Here is a 20,965-nt window from a genome sequence, read left to right on the forward strand (position 1 = left end):
TTTGTCTAACCTCATCCATCAATCCTCACCTTAATAAGGATGAATTAATAGATGAATACACCTCTAAAAAACCATTGGCACACAGTCAGAGCCACATTTCAACGAATTTGGGGTTACGAAGATTTCAGACCCCCCCAAGGCGAAATAGTCAGGACTTTGCTAGGCAAAAAAGATGCCTTAATTATTATGCCCACAGGTGGGGGGAAATCAATTTGCTTTCAACTTCCCGCACTGCTACAAACAGGAATAACTCTAGTAATTTCCCCCTTGGTAGCACTCATGGAAAACCAAGTACAAGAACTACTAGAGCGCCAACAAAAAGCAGCACTATTGCATAGTCAATTACCCACCCATCAACGCCGCAAGACACTACAAGCTTTAGAAAACCAACAACTCAGATTACTGTATTTATCCCCAGAAACCTTATTAAGTCCCCTAGTCTGGGAAAAATTATCTCATCCCCAATTACAAATTAACGCTTTGATATTAGATGAAGCCCATTGTTTAGTACAGTGGGGGGATACATTCCGCCCAGATTATCGCAGGTTAGGCGCAGTCAGACCCGCATTACTCAAAACCAAACCACCGGGGACAAAAATTAGTATTGCTGCTTTTACCGCTACTGCTGACCCCACAGCCCAAAAGACTATTCAAAGGGTTTTACAATTACAGCAACCAGAAATTTTTAAATTAAATCCCTATCGCCAGAATTTGCATCTCACTGTCCGCATTGCTTGGACACCCAGGAGTCGCAAACACCAACTATTAGAATTTATTAAAAATCGCCCCCAAGAATCGGGATTAATTTATGTTAGGACTAGAAAAGATAGCGAAAATTTAGCTGTATGGTTAGCCGAGAAGGGTTACACTACAGCTAGTTATCATGGCGGACTGGATCCAGTAGAACGCCGGAATATAGAAAGTAAATGGTTAACTGGTAAAATCCCCTTTGTGATCTGTACCTGTGCTTTTGGTATGGGGATAAATAAATCAGATGTGCGTTGGGTGGTTCATTTTCACGCTCCTCACCTCATATCGGAATATGTACAGGAAATTGGCCGCGCGGGACGAGATGGGAACCCAGCAGATGTGCTGGTTTTGGTGAGTGAACCCACAGGGTGGTTAGACCCAGAAGATAAACAAAGACAGCAGTTTTTTGAGCAAAAAATGCGATCGCAGCAACGCAACGCCCAGCAATTAGTCAGACAATTACCCAAACAGGGAGAGGTCAACGCAGTCACCCGCGAGTTTCGTGATGCTGATATAGCCTTAGCCTTACTCCACAGCAGCGGTCAATTAAATTGGCTTGACCCCTTTAATTATACCATTGACTCAGGGGTAAAAATGCAGCCACTGAACCAATTACCAGATGCTCAACAAATGTATGAATATTTGCATACTAAAAAATGTCGTTGGCAATTTTTATTAAATGCTTTTGGATTTGAACAAGAAGCTAGCAACTGGCGTTGTGGACATTGTGATCATTGCCGACATGAGGTTTTAGGTTGAGTAATTTTAGTGAATTCCATGTTAGTTATCAAACCCATATTAAAATTTAGATTCATGATATAGATTTACCTTCTCGATAATATTTTTTGGTATCAGCGTTAAATAAGAATATACATAAGCCTGCATATGTATATTCTTACGCTAATAGTTTCGGGAGAATTATCTACTGATCAAAAAAGTCTAATTTCCCCGGAAAACATTAAAACTGCTGTAAAAATCGTAAATCGCTACCATATAAACGGCGGATATCATCGATTTGGTGTAACACCATAGCAAAACGTTCTACACCAAAACCAGCCGCAAACCCAGTATAAATTTCTGGGTCATAACCTACAGCTTTCATCACATTAGGGTCTACCATACCGCAGCCCATTACCTCTAACCAGCGACCATTCCACTGCAAATCTACCTCAGCAGAAGGTTCTGTAAATGGGAAATAACTAGCACGGAAACGAATGGGTAAATCACCAAATATTGCTTGTAAAAACTCCTTAATAGTACCTTTGAGGTCTGTAAATGTTAGCCCATGGTCGATGGCTAATAGTTCTATTTGATGGAAAACCGCCGAGTGAGTAGCGTCTACATGATCACGCCGATAAACTCGCCCTGGAGCCACAACCCGGATGGGTGGTTCTTCTCTTTCCATGTAGCGAATTTGTACTGATGAAGTATGAGTACGGAGGAGATTACCGTCTGGTAGGTAGAAGGTATCCTGCATATCACGAGCTGGGTGATCGGGTGGGGTATTCAGAGCCTCAAAATTATAATAATCTGTTTCCATCTCTGGCCCTTCGGCTACGGTATAGCCCATACCCACAAAAATATCCAGCGCCCGGTCAATAATACCATTAAGTGGGTGAATTCGACCTTGAGGGCGGTAAATTCCCGGCATGGTCACATCGAGAGTTTCCGCCTCTAGCTGTGCCTGAATTTTGGCAGATTCTAAAGCGGCGCGTTGCTGGTCTAGACTGTTTTGTAGGGATTCTTTGACTGTATTGGCGATCGCCCCAATTTTTGGTCGTTCCTCCCCACTCATTTGTCCCATACTTCGCAATAACGCCCCCAGCTGCCCTTTTTTCCCCAGATAGCTAATTCTGAGTTCCTCTAGACGTTCTAGGGTATCGGCGGCGGCGATCGCTTGTTCTGCTTCTTCCCGCAGTGCTAAAAGTTGAGCCTCTAAATTCGTAGTCATTAGTTATTAGTCATTGGTCATGAGTCATTGATTATTAGTCTACGACTTTGGACTGCTACCCAATCACTGTACAAAACAGTCCAAGTCAAAACCCAACCTCCGTTTACTAGTTTAGAGGTGATTGGCTGTGTGAGAGTTTTTTTTACCTCATACTACAGGGATACAATATTGAGAAATGACTGATAAAAAGATCCATGAAATTACTCATTAGTAATGATGACGGAGTTTCTGCTTTAGGTATTCGTACCCTAGCTGACCGCTTGGCAGAAGCAGGACATGATGTAAGTGTAGTTTGCCCAGATCGGGAGCGTTCAGCAACCGGACATGGATTAACCATGCACCAACCCATTCGCGCTGAAGTGATCGAATCAGTTTTTCATCCGGCCATCAATGCTTGGGCTTGTGATGGTACTCCCTCAGATTGCGTGAAATTGGCACTGTGGGCTTTGTTAGATTCTCCCCCTGATTTAGTTCTGTCCGGCATTAATCAAGGTGCAAATTTGGGCACAGAAATTCTTTATTCTGGTACGGTTTCCGCCGCTATGGAAGGTGTAATTGAAGGTATTCCCAGTATAGCTTTAAGTCTTACCAGCCATACATCCAAAGACTTTCAACCTGCTGCTAGGTTTGCCGAAATGCTTGTAGAGAAACTAGCGGTAAATCCTTTACCAGAATTGATGTTGCTGAATGTCAACGTTCCCCCTGTACCTTGGGAAAAAATCGCCGGGGTGACTTTTACTCGTCAGGGAGTACGGCGCTATGTGGACGTTTTTGACAAGCGTGTGGATCCCCGTGGTAAAATCTACTATTGGTTAACTGGGGAAGTTTTAGAAGAAGTGGAACCACCCAAAGGTTTAAATATATCTGATCATGTGCCGATTGATGTCCATGTGATCCGCAACAACTACATCAGCATTACCCCATTACAATATAATCTTACCTATCCCACAGGATTGGACAAGTTATCTAGTTGGGAATTTCCTCTGACTTGAGTGATGATCAGCAGTCTGGAATCAAGTTTGTACTCTAAGCAATTGTAGATTTTAGATTAGATTGGAGATCAAGAGCTATTAGCGCCATCGCCTACCTGACTCAACTTTGTAGACCCCTGACCGTAAAGTAGCTTGTGACTGATGGCTAAATCAACCTAAATTCTCAGAATCCACGTGCTAAATTTGTCTAAAAATGGGTGTTCTTTGTGGGTTGCTTCCTCACCGGAAGAGCTGCTCAAACCAACTGCTGTCGCTCTTGGCAAATTTGACGGTGTGCATCTTGGACATCACAGAGTTATTCAACCAATTTTGCCCGCAGCATTGGATGGGGAGAACACCCAGCCACAAGAACAAACATACTCGACAGTTGTCACCTTTGACCCCCATCCCCTGGAGTTTTTTACAGGTCAACCCAGACCTTTGCTCACACCACTGGATGAAAAAGTCCAACAATTGCGCTCTCTAGGAGTAGAACAACTTGTACTGCTACCCTTTGACAAAGAATTATCTGCTTTATCTCCCACAGATTTTGTAGATAAAATTTTAGTGCAACAACTCCAATGTCGCCGAATTAGTGTTGGGGAAGATTTTTGTTTTGGTAAACAGCGTCGTGGTACTGCTCAAGATTTGCAATTACTAGCCGCGAAGCACCATATCCCCGTGACTATTGTTTCCTTGCAAACTTATACAGACAATACTCCCACCCAACAGACTCCCATTAGCACTTCACTCATCCGTCACTATTTAGAAAGTGGGGAGATTAAAAACGCTAACTTTCTACTGGGACGACCTTATACCCTCATTGGTACTGTGATTGCAGGGGCAAAAATGGGCAGAACTATCGGTTTTCCCACCGCCAACCTGGAATTACCACCAGACAAGTTTGTCCCCCGCCACGGTGTATATGCCGTCCGCGCTACTATTATGGGTGATACACCAGACCCAACTACGATACATGATAAATTGGGTGTGATGAATATCGGTAAGCGCCCGACAGTCAATGGTAGTAACTTGTCTGTGGAAGTGCATCTATTCGATTGGTCTGGTGATTTATATGGCAAAAAACTGACTGTGCGGATCGTCGATTTTTTGCGCCCAGAACAGAAATTTCCTTCTCTGGAAGACCTGAAAACACAAATTCAACTTGACTGTAATATTGCTAGGGAAGTTTTCAGGGTGAATGCTGATTTGACCTAATTCAATGGGAATTATCTCTATTATTCCGGAAATAATTACCGCCCTCCACACCTATGTAATCTCATAACTAAGATATAGGTGTGAAGAGCCTCCTCTGGAGTCATCAAATCAAGACCATCTTGGCATTTAAGTGTAAAATACAATCATGCTGCTAAGATTCAAGACTCAACTCACAGTCAACAAGCAACAAAGGCTGCCACTGGCTGAACACGCACAGAGCAGCTATACAGGCTTGGAATCGAGGTTTAGCACTATGTGAAATCAACCCAATCCATTACTTATTGGATCTACTTTTTTCTTGTTTTTGAGTTAACTCTGATTTTATGCCCATCTACAACCTGAATGGCTGGACTGGGTTAAATTCTTATAATCAATACAAAAACTTTATTTTCCGTACCCCTTGATTTAGTTCCCTAATCTGCCATGCTAAAACTCTTGTTGGGCGACCCCAACGCTCGTAAGCTGAAAAAATACCAACCTTACATTAGTGAAATTAACCTGTTAGATGAAGAGATTCAAGCTCTTTGCGACGAAGATTTAAAAGGCAAAACAGCAGAATTTCAACAGCGTCTTGGTAAGGGCGAAACACTCGATGATATTCTGCCAGAAGCCTTTGCTGTGGTCAGGGAAGCCGGACGGCGAGTCTTGGGGTTGCGACATTTTGATGTCCAGCTGTTGGGCGGTGTTATCCTGCACTCTGGACAAATTGCCGAAATGAAAACCGGGGAGGGTAAAACTCTAGTTGCTACTTTACCGAGTTATTTAAATGCTCTAACTGGTAAGGGTGTACACGTGGTTACCGTGAACGATTACCTGGCTCGTCGGGATGCTGAATGGATGGGACAGGTGCATCGGTTTCTGGGTCTAAGTGTGGGGCTAATTCAGTCCAGCATGATTCCCAGTGAACGCAAGAAAAACTATGAGTGTGACATCACCTATGTGACTAATAGTGAAGTGGGCTTTGACTACCTACGGGACAATATGGCCACATCCATGGCGGATGTTGTACAACGCCCCTTCAACTATTGTGTAATTGACGAGGTAGACTCGATTTTAATTGATGAGGCGCGAACACCCCTGATTATTTCTGGACAGGTAGAAAGACCTACGGAAAAATACCTCCGCGCTGCTGAAATTGCCTTCAGTCTGAAAAAAGATGAGCATTATGAGGTAGATGAAAAGGCTCGAAACGTACTGTTAACTGATGAAGGGTTTGCAGAATCAGAACATCTTTTGGGAGTTACAGATTTATTTGACCCGGAAGACCCCTGGGCGCATTTCATGTTCAATGCTATTAAAGCTAAGGAACTGTTCCTCAAGGATGTAAACTACATCGTCCGTAACGGCGAAGTGGTAATTGTGGATGAATTTACCGGGCGCGTCTTACCGGGAAGACGTTGGAGTGATGGTCTACACCAAGCAATTGAAGCTAAAGAACACGTAGATATTCAGCCGGAAACTCAAACCCTGGCAACAATTACTTATCAAAATTTGTTCTTGCTGTATCCTAAACTCGGCGGGATGACAGGAACGGCTAAGACCGAAGAGCCAGAATTTGAAAAAATCTATAAGTTAGAAGTGGCGGTAATTCCCACCAATCGCACCAGGAAACGTCAAGATTTGGCCGATATGGTCTTTAAAACTGAGCCTGGTAAATGGCGAGCGATCGCCGGTGAATGTGCCGAAATGCACCAACTGGGTAGGCCGGTTCTAGTAGGAACTACTAGTGTAGAAAAATCAGAATATCTCAGCCAGCTACTAAAACAGAAGGGGATTCCCCACGAACTTCTCAACGCTCGCCCAGAAAACGTAGAACGGGAAGCAGAAATAGTCGCTCAGGCAGGACGCAGAGGGGCTGTAACTATTGCCACCAACATGGCGGGGCGGGGTACAGATATTATCCTGGGTGGTAACTCCGAGTATATGGCACGGTTGAAGCTGCGGGAATATTTTATGCCGCGAATTGTCATGCCGGAAAATGAAGATATCTTTGGTGTGCAAAGGGCAGCTGGGTTACCCTCTGGACATGGTGGTGGTCAAGGTTTTGTTCCCGGTAAAAAAGTCAAAACTTGGAGAGCTTCACCGGAAATTTTTCCGACTCAATTGACAAAAGACACCGAACAGTTATTAAAAGAGGCTGTGGAGGTGGCTGTGGCCGAATATGGTGAACGCAGCTTACCAGAACTGGCAGCAGAAGACAAGGTAGCCATAGCAGCAGAAAAAGCCCCCACCAATGACCCTGTAATTCAAAAGTTACGGGAAGCTTACAACCGGGTGAAGCAGGAATACGAAGAATTCACTGACCGCGAACATGATGAAGTGATTTCATTAGGCGGTTTGCACGTCATTGGTACAGAACGCCATGAGTCACGCCGCATTGATAACCAATTGCGGGGACGGGCCGGACGACAAGGTGACCCCGGTTCGACCAGGTTCTTCCTCAGTTTAGAAGATAACTTACTGCGGATTTTTGGGGGCGATCGCGTCGCTGGGTTAATGAATGCTTTCCAAGTAGAAGAAGATATGCCCATTGAATCTGGGATGCTCACCCGCAGCTTGGAAGGGGCACAGAAAAAAGTCGAAACCTATTACTACGACATCCGTAAACAGGTGTTTGAGTACGACGAGGTGATGAATAACCAACGTCGCGCTATCTATGCGGAACGCCGCCGGGTTTTAGAAGGTCAGGACTTGAAAGAACAGGTGGTCAAATATGCTGAAAAAACTATGGATGAAATCGTTGATTTCTACATCAACCCAGACCTACCCTCCGAAGAGTGGGAATTAGAAAAGTTGGTGGATAAGGTCAAGGAATTTGTCTATCTGCTAGCGGATATGGAAGCAAATCAATTAGAGGATATGACCTTAACCGAGATGAAGGCATTCCTCCATGAACAAGTGCGAATTGCTTACGACCTCAAAGAAGCCCAAATTGACCAGATTCAACCGGGACTGATGCGACAAGCGGAAAGGTTCTTTATCTTGCAGCGTATTGATACTCTCTGGCGGGAACATTTGCAACAAATGGATGCTTTGCGGGAGTCTGTGGGTTTGCGCGGTTATGGGCAAAAGGATCCGTTGATTGAGTATAAGAGTGAGGGTTATGAACTCTTTTTGGACATGATGGTTAACATCCGCCGTGATGTGGTTTACTCGCTGTTTATGTTCCAGCCTCAGGCTCAACCTAGGGTGCAGGCTTCTGAGATGGTGTAAGTTTTTTTGGTAGGCAAAGTCCCAGAGGCGCAGAGATGTTTTTCTGCGTCTTTTTTTTGGGTCTGATGGATGAACGTGTAATTGGTTTTACTGGAATGATAAGATGATTTAGTGACTAAATGAGCAATTCTACTAAATTATGACTTCGATTCTCGAACCTTTGCAGATTGGTAAACATATTGCCCGTTATCCTATCATCCAAGCTGCTATGGCGGTGCGGGTGTCTGGATCCAAATTAGCGGGCGCAGTTGCTAATGCTGGCGGGGTGGGAATGATTGCTTCTCTAGGTTTGGGTTTAGATTCTCCGTATTTTAACTACCGTAAAAAAAGTACTTTCTTTACAGCTAACCGTCTGGCTTTAATTGATGAATTGAACAAGGCCAGGATGATCAGCCCCCATGGGGTGATTGGGGTAAATATAATTGTGGGTACTAAGGATTACCCTGTTTTGGCTCAGGTGGCGGCCGCCCATAAGGCAAGTCTGATTATTACTGGGGGCGGTTTACCTTTAAATTTACCAGAGTATACAAGTGATTTTCCTGATGTGGCTCTTGTGCCTACAATAGCTAATGTGGAGGGGGTAAGGCTGATTTGTGAAACTTGGAAGGGTCTCTACAATCGCTTACCTGATGCTTTGATTGTGGAAAATTGCCAGCAGGTGGGGGGACATTTTAGCCAATGTGATAGCGTTGTCCCGGGGTTTTCTATTGGGCTGGTGATTTCCCAAGTGCAGGATTATTTAGCCCGTGAAATGGGTGTAAGTATACCTTTAATTGTCACAGGTGGAATTAGCGATCGCACGGATATTAATCAAATGTTATCCATGGGGGCTGATGGTGTACAAATCGGTACTCGCTTCGTCACGACCATAGAATGTGATGCCCATTCCTGTTATAAAGATTTTCATCTGCAGTCCAATCCTGAAGATATTGTTACTGTCCCCAGTCCCATAGGAAAACCCAGCCGCGCTTTACGCAATAATTTTACACAGGAGATTATGGCAGATTCGCCACAGCAACGGCGATGTATTGCCAACTGTTTAGAAACCTGTCTGTTTAGAGATCAAGGTAAAACTTACTGCTTGCTGAATGCATTGGCTCAAGCCGCCCGTGGGGACGTGGAACATGGTCTAATTTTTTCTGGGGCTAATGTGAGTTGTACGCAGAAAATTATCTCTGTTGCCGAACTGATGGCAGATTTAACTGCTCAAAGCTAGCACCATAACCTAACTCCTCTCCTGACTCAGGACTGGGGATACTTTTGCTTTCCTGCAGGATTGCGGTCAAGGATTTCTACCGGCTTATTTGCCCATTGTACAACGGCGGCAGGGAATGGAGTATGGCGATCGCCAAAGGCAGTTTCAACTATACCGACGGGGGGCTATATCGAGTTTAACTTAGTGTACGACAACCGCCATTTTACGACGCGCAAATCTAAAAGGTGCGGATTTAACAGGCGCGATTTTAACAAATGCTGACCTAGAGGGTGCTATCATGCCTGATGGTAGGATTCATGATTAAAAATGACATTTAGCAAAACTGCCTGTGACTAAAAAAGGTCTGGTCTGTACTTTTGCCAATAGTAGAAACTGTATTTATGATCATAATTAATCCAACTCCATAGTTCTAAATCAGGTGAATTATGCCAAATAATTGAACTAGGATTAACAGCAATAATCCAACCTGCTTTTTGCACTTGCATACACAAATCTGTACTTTTAAAGTTAACACCAAAATCTTTACATACTCCAAGATGCTGCACAACTTGATATGGCAACAGAACAGATTTAGCAGCACAATACTCTACCTGAATATAAGCTTTATTATGTAATAATTCTTCGCCTAAGATATTATCTTGCTTGGCAAAATTGGTTGTTGATTGTGGGTAATTACTATTAATAAAGTTACCAAATTCTTGAATAGTTTTAGGTTCTTTGCGCTCATAAACCTGAGAACACACTAAACCAACTTCATTATACTCTTGTAAAGTTGTAATTAGCGTGGTGAGAGCCAAAGGATCTAGACGTACATCACTGTCAAGTAGCCAGATGTAATCGTATTTCAGCTTACTGACAAATTGTAACCCATAATATAAGCCCTCATGATCAGCTAATTTTTGTTCCGGTTGCAAAAATGTAATTTGAGTAAAGTCAAATTTTTGTAAATAAGCTTGAGTAAATTCATCTAAAGCATTATCTACAACGTAAATATCAATTTTTGTCTGATATAATTTCTGTTTGCGAATATCTTCCAGCACAGAAGACAGAGAATTTAAATTATAATGAGCCTCAATAACAATTGCAACTTTCATAATATTCTGATCATAAATATGGGCTTGTACCTGTGGTTGAGCTAAAAATCCTGCTAAATAAGATTTCACTTTTACCAATCTCCACAACGCCTATTTGATATTTGAGAATTTTCAATGGACTCATGAACTAAAAATGTGCATTTTCTGGAATTACATAAATTGCTTATGGGTATGGTGCGTTCAAGTGCATAAATTGCGTCAATCAAGTAAAGCACCCGACACTTACGTAATATCTAACTGGAAAAATGCACAATAAAATAGTACATAGCTCAAGAATGTAACTTTTTGGTTTTGTTTACTCTTCTATCTCAAGGCTGAAGACTAGCAAGCAATTAAGGTAATCAAAGTAAAATATATAACATTATCTTTTATAGGATATGATGCCAGTCAGGCTTTTTTTAACTAGGCATATAAGCAGACGACAATCGCACTGTAAAGATATGCGAAAATCATTTTACTGAAAACAATACTTTGCGCCTTTGCGTCTTTGGGTGAAACAATTATCAAATATGGCGATCGCAATCGATTTTGGTACAAGTAACACAGTTATAGCCCGCTGGAACCCGGTCACCCAGCGGCCAGAAACCCTGACCATACCCGGTTTATCAACTCAGCACAGCCTCAACCCCCCAGTTATTCCCAGCCTAGTATACATAGAACAAATACAACAGGGTAAAGTATTAGTAGGGCAAGAAGTACGCGACGGCGGTTTTGACCTCAAGAACGAAACAAGATTCTTCCGCAGCTTCAAGCGGGGAATTGGTGCGGATGTTCAAGGTTTCCTCCCAGAAATAGATGGGGAGAATGTCACCTTTGAGCAAGTAGGGCAATTATTCTTAAATAAATTAATTGCACAATTAGCACCGATGGAAGGAGGGTTAGATTCTCTGGTCTTAACAGTACCGGTAGACAGCTTTGAAGCCTATCGTCACTGGTTAAGCCAAGTTTGTCAAGCCCTCCCGGTGGAAAAGGTGCAGATGTTAGACGAACCAACAGCCGCGGCTTTGGGTTACGATTTAGCAGACCGAGAAATTCTCTTAGTGGTTGACTTTGGCGGTGGTACATTAGACTTGTCTCTAGTGCGCTTAGATCCAAGTTTGCCAACTAAAAAACCTGTAGGATTCCTCCTAAAATGGGGTAATAAATCCCTGGGTGACAATTCCAGCCAAAAACCTAAAACAGCCCGTGTACTAGCCAAAGCCGGGCAAAATCTGGGGGGTAATGATATAGATGATTGGTTAGTAGATTACTTTGCTAAAACTCAAGGACTAGCGGTAACTCCCTTAACCACAAGATTAGCCGAACGGGTAAAAATCCAGCTATCAACTCAAAACCAAGCTAGTGAAGTTTATTTTGACGACGAGAAGTTAGAGAGCTATGAATTGTCATTAAACCGGGAAATATTTGACAACATCCTGGAAGAAAAGGGATTTTTTGCCCAATTAGATGAGTCAATGACCAGTTTATTACAACAAGCGCGACGACAGGGCATAGAAGTTACAGATATTAACGCCGTTTTGTTAGTGGGTGGGACTGTACAATTACCAGCAGTGCAGACATGGGTAAAACAGTATTTTCCAGGGGAAAAAATCCGCTGTGACCGTCCCTTTGAAGCGATCGCTCAAGGTGCGTTACAGTTAGCCCAAGGGATGGAAATCAAAGACTTTCTCTATCATAGTTATGGTGTCCGCTATTGGGACCGCCGCCAAAACCGTCATAATTGGCATTCGATTATTAAATCGGGGCAGGCGTACCCCATGAGTGAGGCGGTAGAATTAGTTTTAGGCGCGTCTGTAGAAAACCAACCCAGCATTGAATTAATTATTGGGGAATTGGGTTCTCACACAGGTAGTACGGAAGTTTATTTTGACGGCGATCGCTTGATTACTCGCCGTTTAGAAGCGGGTGTTACCAGTGTGAAACCCCTCAATGATCAAGCTGGTGCGAGAACCATCGCCCAACTCGTACCACCAGGATATCCGGGAAGCGATCGCATTAAGGTTTTGTTTCAAGTTGATGAACAACGTTTTTTGCGCATTACAGTGGAGGACTTGTTAACTAATGACACTCTGTTAGAAAATCAACTAGTCGCCCAACTCAGTTAGTTGAAAGTCAAAATCCCCTGGTCTGCGTCTAAAGTTGCTAATACGCCCACAGGTAAAGCCGCATTGGGACTGTCATGGCCGAAGGGTAAATCAGATACAATGGGAATACCCAAATCACCCAGGCGATCGCGGAGGACTTCTTCAACACTGAAGCTAGGTATACCAGGCGATGCTTCGCATTGAGTAAAGCCCCCCAAAGCAAGACCACGAACCTTTGACAACAGACCGCTTAAACGCCACTGGGTAACCATGCGGTCAATGCGGTAGGGTGCTTCTGTCACATCCTCCCATGCTAAAATCACACCATCCAACTCCGGTAATATTGATGTAGCTAAAAGATGAGTAGCAACAGTAATATTACCTGGTAAGAACAGACCGGTGGCCATTCCACCACCCCAAGGACGACCTTTGAGGGGAGGAATAGAACGACCTTCGACAACATCGAATAATCGCCCAATTGACCAATCTGGTTCATTTCCTAAAGTCGTCAGTACAGGAGCATGAAGACTAGAAATACCTGCTGTGTAAAGACTCCATAGCAAAGCTGTAATATCAGAAAATCCTATCAGCCATTTGGGTGGTCTACCGTTGAGGTTCCAAGTCCAATTTTCCAAAATCCGGGTGCTACCAAATCCCCCCCTAGTGCAGAGGATACCACGACAAGCTGGATCTTCCCAGGCTTGGGTTAGCTGTTGGCGGCGAATTTCGTCTGTTTGTGCTAAATATCCCCACTTATCAGCTACATTAGCGATAATTTCCACTTGATAACCACGCGATCGCCAAATTTCTACACCCCTTGACAATGCTGGTAATTCTCGCAACGCACCACTAGGAGCAATTACCTTTAATAAGTCACCAGGTTGCAGGGGAGGGGGTAATATGTGAGATTGCATAATTGAAACTGTAATTTTTTTTGTGTGCTTTGTGCTTGTTTAGTAAACAAGGGCGGGGAGAATGCCCACCCCACAAGATTTATGATGTTAAGATGTGTACTTGATTTACTTGAAAAGTGCTGTAATGCCAAACTGTACGTACTTTCAACACAACCTATGATGAATACCTATGATAAATAAATTGGGGCTGAGTCTGTTGCTACTTGCATTCATCGGAAATCCGGCCTGGACATCCACCGCCAGTGCGGTTTTACCGGGTAAACTCACTGTAGGAGTTGATGGATTGCGAAACACACAGGGACTGGTGTGTGTAACCATATTTGCTAATAGTAAAGGATTTCCCAATAATAATGATGGTGTAGTTAAAAGTAAGTGTACTAAGATTTCCGAAACATCCTCAAAAATTACCTTTGATAACTTACAACCTGGTACTTATGCTGTAGCTGTTATCCATGATCAGAATCAAGATCAAATCCTCAATGTTAATTACCTGGGTATCCCCACGGAAGGTTTTGGGTTTTCCAGAAACCCAGAAGTTCGTACCAGTGCTCCTAAATTTAAAGACGCTGCTTTTTTGTTAGCAGGGCCAAATACAGTTATCCAAGTTCAGATGAAATATTTTTGAGTTTTGTTTTTAAGTGGAAATGTCGGGTGGGTTAGCAGTTAGTTACGGCGCGGTGGAAAATCTTCTATGTTGTAATTGTACTTCTAACTCACCCTAAGTCTCCACTACAAAATGTTAATTGTTAATTGTTTGTGGCTGTTATTCACCTTCCATGAATAGATGTTTCTAAAACTGCTGATTGCTGTGTAGCTTCTTCTGACACGGTTACCTTCTGATTTTCACCGCGCCAGTTATCCCTTTGGTTAATTAGATAAATGCTGATTAAAGTTAGTCCTACTCCCACCCACTGTAACGGGGTGAGAACTTCTGAGAGGATAAGATTACCAAATAAGAGGGCAAAAACTGGAGTGAGAAAGGTTAGAGAACTCAGACTAGTTAAACTACCACTAGAAGCAAAGTAGAAAAATAATCCATAGGCGATCGCACTACCAAAAACTGTAGCATAACCTAAAGCCATCCATTCAGAGATAGTGAGATTCTGCCACTGGTGAGATTCTACTACCGATGAAATACCCCACAACGGTAATCCCGCCAAAATCATGTGCCATCCTGTGGCCATTACCGGGTCAGCATATCTACAGACAAACCGAATCATCACCGTTCCCACAGCCATGGAGAGGGCGGCTAACAGCATTAACCATTCACCACTACTCAATACATCTTGCCAATTCCCAATGCTTGCATTGACATTGGGATCAAAAAACTGAAAAATCAACTCATGGGGTAAACCAATTAAACTAATACCGATCACTCCCAGTCCCAACCCCAGCCATCCCCACAAACCAATGTGTTCTTGGAATAGCCACAAGGACAACAAAGCCACCGCTAAAGGTTGGGAGTCAATCATTACAGACCCTAACCCAGCACTAGTTCTAACTAGTCCCTCTGCCAAAAAGCCTTGAAATAATGCCCCATCTACCAAGGCAAATAAAATAATCCATAGCCATGCTAACCAACCTTTGGGCTGGGGTTTACCCATCATTGTTGCTGTAATTAAAATTAACACCCCTGCTGGTAACAATCGCACAGCTGCCATAAATAGGGGTGTAGTGTCGGCTATGACTCCTTTCATGGCTACCATTGCTGTTCCCCACAGGAAAAACGGGGCGATTAAAACTAAGGGAGCCGGGGGAAATTTAGATGCACTGAGTTTCAGTTGCATGGGTTTGTTGATGCCTTCGTTTTATAAATACTACAATTACTTTACACAATTTTACATAATTATGTAGTTTTGTGTTCCCTTAGTATCCAGGGGATTTGATTTTCTCTTCCATAAATTTTCAGCAAATCCTGATTTCTGTGATTAATTAATACTCAATCATCTGGATTTTATTCACTAAATTAGAAAATTAGGCTCTACCGTACTTGTTATGCTAATTTAACAACTGGTTCGAGGGAACAGGGAACAGGGAACAGGGAACAGAGATTAAGAAGGAATATTCAGGCATTTTCTTCAATAACCAACATTATTTCCCTTATACGGTAAGCTTTTTCGGATTTTATCAAAACAATTTAGCATATTAGGTACTGAAGAACCGAAAATTATTTCTTTAGATAGATAATATTTAACGCATATTATTTAAGATTCTATATCTAATAAATCATCTCATAAATTCATTTTTATGTTCTAATTTTTAACGGTATTATCGACAATAAATTAACGTAGATATGTTGAGAATATCTATGCAACACTGTGGTTTATAATTTGTATTAATTTGGCTTGACTACTGCTAGAATTGTTATTATTATTTATTCTTAATAGCTGAGATTCAGGCTACCACAGCCAGCTAATCAGAGCTAATGGATCAATGAGACATTGAAATTTGTAGAGTTGTTCATGAATAAATTTATTATCGGTTTGTTCACTGTAAGTGCGATCGCATTTGCTCCTACTGCTGCTAATGCTCAAACTGGAGACAGTAATAATGCTCAAATAATTAATCAGACTAATATTACCACTGGGAATCACAACCTTAGCGTAAATAAGGCTAATCAAATTAATCAACACTTCGCAGGTGATGCTGGTAGTTATGGTAGCAATGCTAGCGGTCAAGTCATCCATCAGATGTGTGAGACCCACGGTATCGGTAATGTTTGTATTAATAGCGCTTCTCAACAGAACCAAAAAATCAACCAAGGGATACGCCGACCTATTTATCCCCAGAAAAGACACCATTGATGACTATGAATAATTAGCAAACATCCCCAAATTATTTAAGTTAAATTCGGTGGCTGCTTCTAAAATTAATAGGGTAAAGGTGATAGCCACACTATACTTTACCCTAGACTTTTTCTGATAGCTACCGCTTGCTTCAGCCATACTTGATGGGGATATCCTATGCAGATTTACAAATTTTCCTCACTGCTAATTTCTGTTAGCTTATTTCTCCCTGTTGTTACTCAAATAGGTGAAATAGATATGCACATAGGGAGAATGAGAATTCGTCAAGATTTACGGGGAAATCTGGAAATATTTCCAGATTTACCGGGAAGTGCAAAGCTCCATGCTCCTGAGACTGAAATCTATATGAATGGAAATTTTCATATTAACGATGTCAACACTTTATTCAGAAACACCTGTCAAAAATCAGGTAGTATTCTTACCCAAGAAAGCAGACAAGTCACCAGGAATGGTAGATACAGACATCACAGTAGTAAAGTATCAGTCCTTTGTAATTAATGTAAAAAATCCGGGAGAACTTAGATGAAATATCAAGATTTATATCTTGGTGTCCTATCTTTTGGTGTTTGTTTAACAGTTGCTAGTTTTGCTACCAGCGCCGCATTCGCACAGTGCGTTATATCTCATGTGGGGGTTCAACTTAATATGTCTCCAACTCCCGCCAGACAAACTTCTAATGTGCAAATGTACAGTCCAGCAGCTTGTACAGGAAATACTAGTTCTTCGACAGCAGTACAAGTGAATACTGGTAATAATGGGAATGTTAGACAGCATCAAGAGGTACTCCACGAAATCAGGGGTAATGCAGGTAATAGTACTGCTGTAAATGGTCCAACTATTAAAAATAGCATAGTTGTTCCTGTTAATGTAAAGACACCAAAGAATTTTTCTCTCTAAGAAACAGTTATTGAGCAGGGTTTAACTACTATTAAACTCTACTCAATAATAAATATATTAATAAAGGCTGAATTATTTATCTTTAGTAAATACAGCGCATTTTATGTGAGTGAGGAACACAAGGGCGGGCACCGATGCCCACCCCACAATATTTATGATCTTAAGGTGTGTACTTTATTTACTTTAAAAGTGCTGTAAATACCTAATTGGGTGATTCACATGAATAACTGGGATTGTATATCTTATCCTTAAATAGCTGAGGCTAAATTTCAGTTATTCCTAAAAATTATTCCCAAAGAAATTAAATTGGAAGTAGTAGAGCAGCCCTGATTAGAAATTGCATAAATACTGCCGATGATTAGCAGAATATGATGTGTTTAACCTATTTATTCGATTTCGGTTATTTTAGCTCAAGTTCTGCATCTAGTTCTTGAGAATATTCTTCATTTGTACCCAGTTCATAACGTTCTACCAAATCTCGATTCATACTAGATACCACTTGATTATTCCTATCTGGTTCTGTATAGAACTGTTGATTATATTCATCCATTTCAGCTTCTAGATAAGCGAGGACTTCTTCTAAGTTTGGTCTACTTCTATCCATAACCACAAGTCTCATTGAAGGGTGTTCAGAAGGGTCAGTTTACTAAGTATTTTTGATGTATCCAAACTCAGTGGAAGCAGTTCATCTTCACCTCTATGACAAAGTTATTGTCTTGAGGGATTGACTTTCAGATTAAAAATATTCAATAATTTCTGGTGATGCCCTGCTGGTTTTACCCGTTCCTCACACATGAGGGGGAGGGATTTAGACTGATATCTGAGTGCAATGCCCAAGGTTGAATGATAAACTTACACCAGATGAAACATTGATTTTCTGGTGTTCCCTGAGATGGATTGGTAGGTGCGCTAAATCAGTTTAACGCACAAAAATATCTTCTGTAAACTATATTCGGGAAAAATGAGACGATTGTAAAAGAGGTACCAATTTTAGATTGAACTCATCTTCAAAAACTGGTTTTTTATAATCTATACTCCAAAGTTCTAAAGAACAGTCATCATCAGGTTCAGAGGGAAATAGTAACATCTGTAACTCTCCTTTACCGGGATTATACAGACATTGGACGCGAGCGATCGCACCAATTTGTCGCCGATCTAGTGCAACGGCTATTCTCAACAGGGCGCTGAGTTGGTTGACGATTTGTCGATCCTGTTTACTAACCAAGTTACGGTAATAGTCATGTTTTTTCTTGGGGGGTGATTTGCGGTGGTAACGGGCTAAATTGGCAATAATTTCAATTTCGGTTTCAGTGTAGCCGAGTAATTCACCATTGCGAATCAAATAGTAAGAATGTTTGTGATGAGACGAATGGCTGATATAATGCCCACAATTATGCAATAAAGCCGCCGCCCATAACAGTTGTCGCTCCGCGGCTCCCCATTGGTGTAACTTTCCTTGGGTTTGGTCAAATAAACTTAAGGCAAATAAGGCCACGCGATCGCTGTGTTCCAAATTGATATCATACTTGTCAGCCTGTTTGAGAACACTCCGCTGGCGTATGGAACTTTGATAGCGCAGTTTATCTTCAATCAAACCGTGGGATAGCATCCAATCTACAATTACCCCCTCTCTGAGGGCGCGTCCGCACAAGGTGACTGAATCTACACCTAACAAAGTCATAGCTTCCTGTAAGATGACAGCACCAGCCAATATCACTTCTGACCGCTTATCTGGCATACCGGGGATAATAGATATTTCTGAGTTGGTCATTTTGCGTAACCGATTTACCCAAACCCGCAAATCCTTGAGGGTGAATTGGTAGCCATTGAGGGTAGAGGGAAGAATACCTAAATTTTCTCGCGCATGAATCATCGCCAGGGTTTCAATCGTCCCGGAGGTTCCCACTAAACGGGGAGATTCCCCAGGATGGATATTTGCTAATACATCCTCAACAGAACGTTCTAAAATTCCCCTTGTATAGGCTTGGAGATATTGAAACTGGACATCGCTGATGGGTTGGGTGGTGATTAACTCACTGGTGAGTCGTACTGCGCCGACTTTTGTACTGCTCAGAGTGCGGGCTTCTTGGCTATCTGCTAAAATCAACTCTGTAGAACCGCCACCAATATCAATGATTATGTGGGGTTGCTGATCAAATTCCAGCCCCGAAAGTACACCCAAGTAGATGCGACGGGCTTCTTCTTGACCAGAAATCAAGTCAACGCTTAGGCCTAATTCTTCTTTTACCTGGTGTAAAAAATCTCTACCATTGGGGGCCTCCCTCACAGCGCTTGTGGCTACAGCTATGATTGTTTCAGCATTGGCGGTTTTAGCGACTTCTTGAAAGCGTCTGAGTGCGGTAATAGCCTTATGAATGTTTTCTGGTTTGAGTTCTCCAGTGGTCAGGTCACGATTACCCAGCCTGACAGTTTCTTTTTCTTTGGCAATAATGCTGAAAGCTGGTAAGGTCGGGTCAATCTTTACTACTACCATGTGCAGAGAATTTGTTCCCATGTCAATAGCAGCAATAATCCGGTTTTGCTTAACTGGTTCAGTGCTAACACTTTCCCAGTTAGCTGAAACTAAATTCAGCATCTAGTTTTCTCTCGTTGAAGGACTAAAAAATGGTGCGTTACAACAAAATCAATCTCTTCTTACTCTGAACTATGTACAAAGCCTGTCTGAGCTAAGAATGTTTACCGTTGTCAGTCACAGGTTCTACTTCTATAAATACCAAATAAAGTTATTCTATAGATGTAAGTGCGATTCGTTCTTCCTAAATGAGTAGAAATGCTCAGGGACGGAAGGTAAGGCTGGTGAAAACCAGATTCTTACAACTGCGTGTTCATGTAGGTGTGAATCCTACCCCCTAGGTGCAAGGGTGACAGCATCTCCCTTATGGTAGCGACTAGCCATCAATCTGTAAAGCAGGGAGAAAAGGCGTTCCTACTGGTAGCCTAACCTGGTACACGCCAAGCAAAGTACCCACGAGTAAGATATCCCAAGATGTGTCTGAAGCGTCGTAAATAGATAACCAAGCCAAATAAGGCTGACAGGCTGGAACCAAAAGGTAAAGGATAAGGAAACGGCTATTTTATGTTAGACCGTTACGCACTTCCGATAAACCCGGCGTATAGCATCACTCTAAAGGTACACAGAATGGACACACGGAACGAAGTAACCCCCTTGTTAGCTCTTTTAGAAGGTCGAATCTAAAAGTAGGTGCTAACCGGATGCTGCAAGTGGGGAAGATTGAGTCAGAAGCGAACGCTTAGGGTAATGCCTAAGATATGCTGACAGATTCACGGTGATATGGATGATAAAGTCTCAAGTAGGAATTATGTCTAAAACGAGTGTAAAGACTACGGTAGAATGGAACACGATTTACTGGAAACAGTTAGAACGTCGTGTTTACAAAATCCAAAAACGAATTTATCAAGCCTCAGCCCGTGGTAATGTCAAGGTTGTTCGTGGACTCCAAAAGGTGCTGATGAAATCCTGGTCAGCCAAAGCTTTGGCAACACGTAGGGTAACTCAAGATAACCAAGGAAAGAAAACCGCAGGGGTAGATGGAGTGAAAGCTTTATCACCTAATGAAAGACTGGAATTGGTAGAAGAGTTAAAAATAGGGTCTAAACCCAAACCAACCAGAAGAGTCTGGATAGACAAACCTGGAAGGGATGAGAAAAGACCTCTAGGAATACCTACAATGTATGATAGGGCATTACAAGCGCTTGTCAAACTAGCTTTAGAGCCAGAATGGGAAGCCAAGTTTGAACCTAATTCATACGGATTTAGACCAGGGCGCTCATGTCATGATGCCATACAAGCAATACTCAATGCTATCAG

Annotated in this window: 18 protein-coding genes and 2 pseudogenes; 13 read left to right on the forward strand and 7 right to left on the reverse strand. The window is 42.2% G+C overall.

Annotated elements, in window-relative coordinates:
• Positions 1-51: 51 nt before the first annotated feature.
• Positions 52-1,509 (forward strand): RecQ family ATP-dependent DNA helicase, encoded by a 1,458-nt coding sequence (locus NWP22_RS04610; protein ID WP_280801582.1) that lies wholly within the window; start codon positions 52-54, stop codon positions 1,507-1,509.
• Positions 1,510-1,708: 199 nt separating this feature from the next.
• Here NWP22_RS04610 and pheS read toward each other — a convergent pair whose 3' ends face one another.
• Positions 1,709-2,701, reverse strand: coding sequence for a phenylalanine--tRNA ligase subunit alpha (pheS, locus tag NWP22_RS04615; RefSeq protein WP_271734727.1), 993 nt, complete (start codon positions 2,699-2,701; stop codon positions 1,709-1,711).
• 194 nt (positions 2,702-2,895) lie between these two features.
• On the opposite strand from pheS, the gene surE reads away from it, so the two are divergent.
• From surE to NWP22_RS04645, 6 genes and pseudogenes are all read left to right on the forward strand, one after another.
• Positions 2,896-3,693 (forward strand): 5'/3'-nucleotidase SurE, encoded by a 798-nt coding sequence (gene surE, locus NWP22_RS04620; RefSeq protein ID WP_271734725.1) that lies wholly within the window; start codon positions 2,896-2,898, stop codon positions 3,691-3,693.
• A gap of 174 nt (positions 3,694-3,867) precedes the next feature.
• Entirely contained in the window at positions 3,868-4,890 is a 1,023-nt protein-coding gene (locus NWP22_RS04625) for a bifunctional riboflavin kinase/FAD synthetase (RefSeq protein WP_271734723.1), read from the forward strand.
• A gap of 423 nt (positions 4,891-5,313) precedes the next feature.
• Positions 5,314-8,103 carry a preprotein translocase subunit SecA gene (gene secA, locus NWP22_RS04630; protein ID WP_271734722.1) on the forward strand — a complete coding sequence of 930 codons (2,790 nt, stop codon included), beginning with the start codon at positions 5,314-5,316 and terminating at the stop codon, positions 8,101-8,103.
• A gap of 139 nt (positions 8,104-8,242) precedes the next feature.
• The gene (locus NWP22_RS04635) at positions 8,243-9,319 is read left to right on the forward strand and encodes an NAD(P)H-dependent flavin oxidoreductase (RefSeq protein ID WP_271734720.1); all 1,077 of its coding nucleotides are present in this window, start codon (positions 8,243-8,245) and stop codon (positions 9,317-9,319) included.
• 37 nt (positions 9,320-9,356) lie between these two features.
• A pseudogene (locus NWP22_RS04640) lies at positions 9,357-9,511 on the forward strand (coproporphyrinogen III oxidase); the annotation flags it as partial.
• Positions 9,510-9,623 (forward strand): annotated as a pseudogene (locus tag NWP22_RS04645) (pentapeptide repeat-containing protein); the annotation flags it as partial. The pseudogenes NWP22_RS04640 and NWP22_RS04645, both read left to right, overlap by 2 nt.
• A 28-nt stretch (positions 9,624-9,651) precedes the next feature.
• On the opposite strand, the gene NWP22_RS04650 reads toward NWP22_RS04645, so the two are convergent.
• Positions 9,652-10,482, reverse strand: coding sequence for a glycosyltransferase family 2 protein (locus NWP22_RS04650; RefSeq protein WP_271734717.1), 831 nt, complete (start codon positions 10,480-10,482; stop codon positions 9,652-9,654).
• Between the two features lie 440 nt (positions 10,483-10,922).
• Here NWP22_RS04650 and NWP22_RS04655 point away from each other — a divergent pair, with 440 nt between their 5' ends.
• Positions 10,923-12,518, forward strand: a complete 1,596-nt coding sequence (locus NWP22_RS04655) for an Hsp70 family protein (RefSeq protein ID WP_271734715.1) — start codon at positions 10,923-10,925, stop codon at positions 12,516-12,518.
• Here NWP22_RS04655 and NWP22_RS04660 read toward each other — a convergent pair.
• A complete protein-coding gene (locus NWP22_RS04660; RefSeq protein ID WP_271734713.1) occupies positions 12,515-13,411 on the reverse strand; it encodes a S66 peptidase family protein in 897 nt (298 codons plus the stop codon). The two genes, NWP22_RS04655 and NWP22_RS04660, sit on opposite strands and share 4 nt — an antisense overlap.
• 169 nt (positions 13,412-13,580) lie before the next feature.
• Between NWP22_RS04660 and NWP22_RS04665 the strand changes: the two genes are divergently transcribed.
• Entirely contained in the window at positions 13,581-14,036 is a 456-nt protein-coding gene (locus NWP22_RS04665; protein ID WP_271734710.1) for a DUF2141 domain-containing protein, read from the forward strand.
• A gap of 142 nt (positions 14,037-14,178) precedes the next feature.
• Here NWP22_RS04665 and NWP22_RS04670 read toward each other — a convergent pair whose 3' ends face one another.
• On the reverse strand, positions 14,179-15,198 hold the full coding sequence (locus NWP22_RS04670) for a DMT family transporter (protein WP_271734707.1): 1,020 nt from the start codon (positions 15,196-15,198) through the stop codon (positions 14,179-14,181).
• A 675-nt stretch (positions 15,199-15,873) separates the two neighbouring features.
• Between NWP22_RS04670 and NWP22_RS04675 the strand changes: the two genes are divergently transcribed.
• Positions 15,874-16,215 (forward strand): hypothetical protein, encoded by a 342-nt coding sequence (locus tag NWP22_RS04675; protein WP_271733319.1) that lies wholly within the window; start codon positions 15,874-15,876, stop codon positions 16,213-16,215.
• A 3-nt stretch (positions 16,216-16,218) separates the two neighbouring features.
• Here the strand turns inward: NWP22_RS04675 and NWP22_RS04680 are convergent, their stop codons facing one another.
• Positions 16,219-16,356, reverse strand: a complete 138-nt coding sequence (locus tag NWP22_RS04680) for a hypothetical protein (RefSeq protein WP_271733318.1) — start codon at positions 16,354-16,356, stop codon at positions 16,219-16,221.
• Between the two features lie 18 nt (positions 16,357-16,374).
• Between NWP22_RS04680 and NWP22_RS04685 the strand changes: the two genes are divergently transcribed.
• On the forward strand, positions 16,375-16,716 hold the full coding sequence (locus NWP22_RS04685) for a hypothetical protein (protein WP_271733317.1): 342 nt from the start codon (positions 16,375-16,377) through the stop codon (positions 16,714-16,716).
• A gap of 24 nt (positions 16,717-16,740) precedes the next feature.
• Positions 16,741-17,115 (forward strand): hypothetical protein, encoded by a 375-nt coding sequence (locus NWP22_RS04690; protein ID WP_271733316.1) that lies wholly within the window; start codon positions 16,741-16,743, stop codon positions 17,113-17,115.
• A gap of 400 nt (positions 17,116-17,515) precedes the next feature.
• Here the strand turns inward: NWP22_RS04690 and NWP22_RS04695 are convergent, their stop codons facing one another.
• Positions 17,516-17,719 (reverse strand): hypothetical protein, encoded by a 204-nt coding sequence (locus NWP22_RS04695; RefSeq protein WP_271733315.1) that lies wholly within the window; start codon positions 17,717-17,719, stop codon positions 17,516-17,518.
• A 342-nt stretch (positions 17,720-18,061) separates the two neighbouring features.
• Positions 18,062-19,711 carry a Ppx/GppA phosphatase family protein gene (locus tag NWP22_RS04700; RefSeq protein ID WP_271733312.1) on the reverse strand — a complete coding sequence of 550 codons (1,650 nt, stop codon included), beginning with the start codon at positions 19,709-19,711 and terminating at the stop codon, positions 18,062-18,064.
• 745 nt (positions 19,712-20,456) lie between these two features.
• On the opposite strand from NWP22_RS04700, the gene NWP22_RS04705 reads away from it, so the two are divergent.
• A partial coding sequence (locus tag NWP22_RS04705) for a reverse transcriptase N-terminal domain-containing protein (protein ID WP_280801583.1) occupies positions 20,457-20,965 on the forward strand: 509 nt, incomplete at its 3' end.

Source organism: Anabaenopsis tanganyikae CS-531 (assembly GCF_029891675.1).
In the GTDB taxonomy this organism is placed as follows: Bacteria; Cyanobacteriota; Cyanobacteriia; order Cyanobacteriales; family Nostocaceae; genus Anabaenopsis; species Anabaenopsis arnoldii.

What these genes read in the sequence shown, in the direction of transcription:
- NWP22_RS04610 (WP_280801582.1), top strand. Translation starts at nt 52, where the DNA reads ATGAATACACCTCTAAAAAACCATTGGCACACAGTCAGAGCCACATTT.
- pheS (WP_271734727.1), bottom strand. Translation starts at nt 2,701, where the DNA reads ATGACTACGAATTTAGAGGCTCAACTTTTAGCACTGCGGGAAGAAGCA.
- surE (WP_271734725.1), top strand. Translation starts at nt 2,896, where the DNA reads ATGAAATTACTCATTAGTAATGATGACGGAGTTTCTGCTTTAGGTATT.
- secA (WP_271734722.1), top strand. Translation starts at nt 5,314, where the DNA reads ATGCTAAAACTCTTGTTGGGCGACCCCAACGCTCGTAAGCTGAAAAAA.
- NWP22_RS04635 (WP_271734720.1), top strand. Translation starts at nt 8,243, where the DNA reads ATGACTTCGATTCTCGAACCTTTGCAGATTGGTAAACATATTGCCCGT.
- NWP22_RS04655 (WP_271734715.1), top strand. Translation starts at nt 10,923, where the DNA reads ATGGCGATCGCAATCGATTTTGGTACAAGTAACACAGTTATAGCCCGC.
- NWP22_RS04660 (WP_271734713.1), bottom strand. Translation starts at nt 13,411, where the DNA reads ATGCAATCTCACATATTACCCCCTCCCCTGCAACCTGGTGACTTATTA.
- NWP22_RS04665 (WP_271734710.1), top strand. Translation starts at nt 13,581, where the DNA reads ATGATAAATAAATTGGGGCTGAGTCTGTTGCTACTTGCATTCATCGGA.
- NWP22_RS04670 (WP_271734707.1), bottom strand. Translation starts at nt 15,198, where the DNA reads ATGCAACTGAAACTCAGTGCATCTAAATTTCCCCCGGCTCCCTTAGTT.
- NWP22_RS04675 (WP_271733319.1), top strand. Translation starts at nt 15,874, where the DNA reads ATGAATAAATTTATTATCGGTTTGTTCACTGTAAGTGCGATCGCATTT.
- NWP22_RS04680 (WP_271733318.1), bottom strand. Translation starts at nt 16,356, where the DNA reads ATGGCTGAAGCAAGCGGTAGCTATCAGAAAAAGTCTAGGGTAAAGTAT.
- NWP22_RS04685 (WP_271733317.1), top strand. Translation starts at nt 16,375, where the DNA reads ATGCAGATTTACAAATTTTCCTCACTGCTAATTTCTGTTAGCTTATTT.
- NWP22_RS04690 (WP_271733316.1), top strand. Translation starts at nt 16,741, where the DNA reads ATGAAATATCAAGATTTATATCTTGGTGTCCTATCTTTTGGTGTTTGT.
- NWP22_RS04695 (WP_271733315.1), bottom strand. Translation starts at nt 17,719, where the DNA reads ATGGATAGAAGTAGACCAAACTTAGAAGAAGTCCTCGCTTATCTAGAA.
- NWP22_RS04700 (WP_271733312.1), bottom strand. Translation starts at nt 19,711, where the DNA reads ATGCTGAATTTAGTTTCAGCTAACTGGGAAAGTGTTAGCACTGAACCA.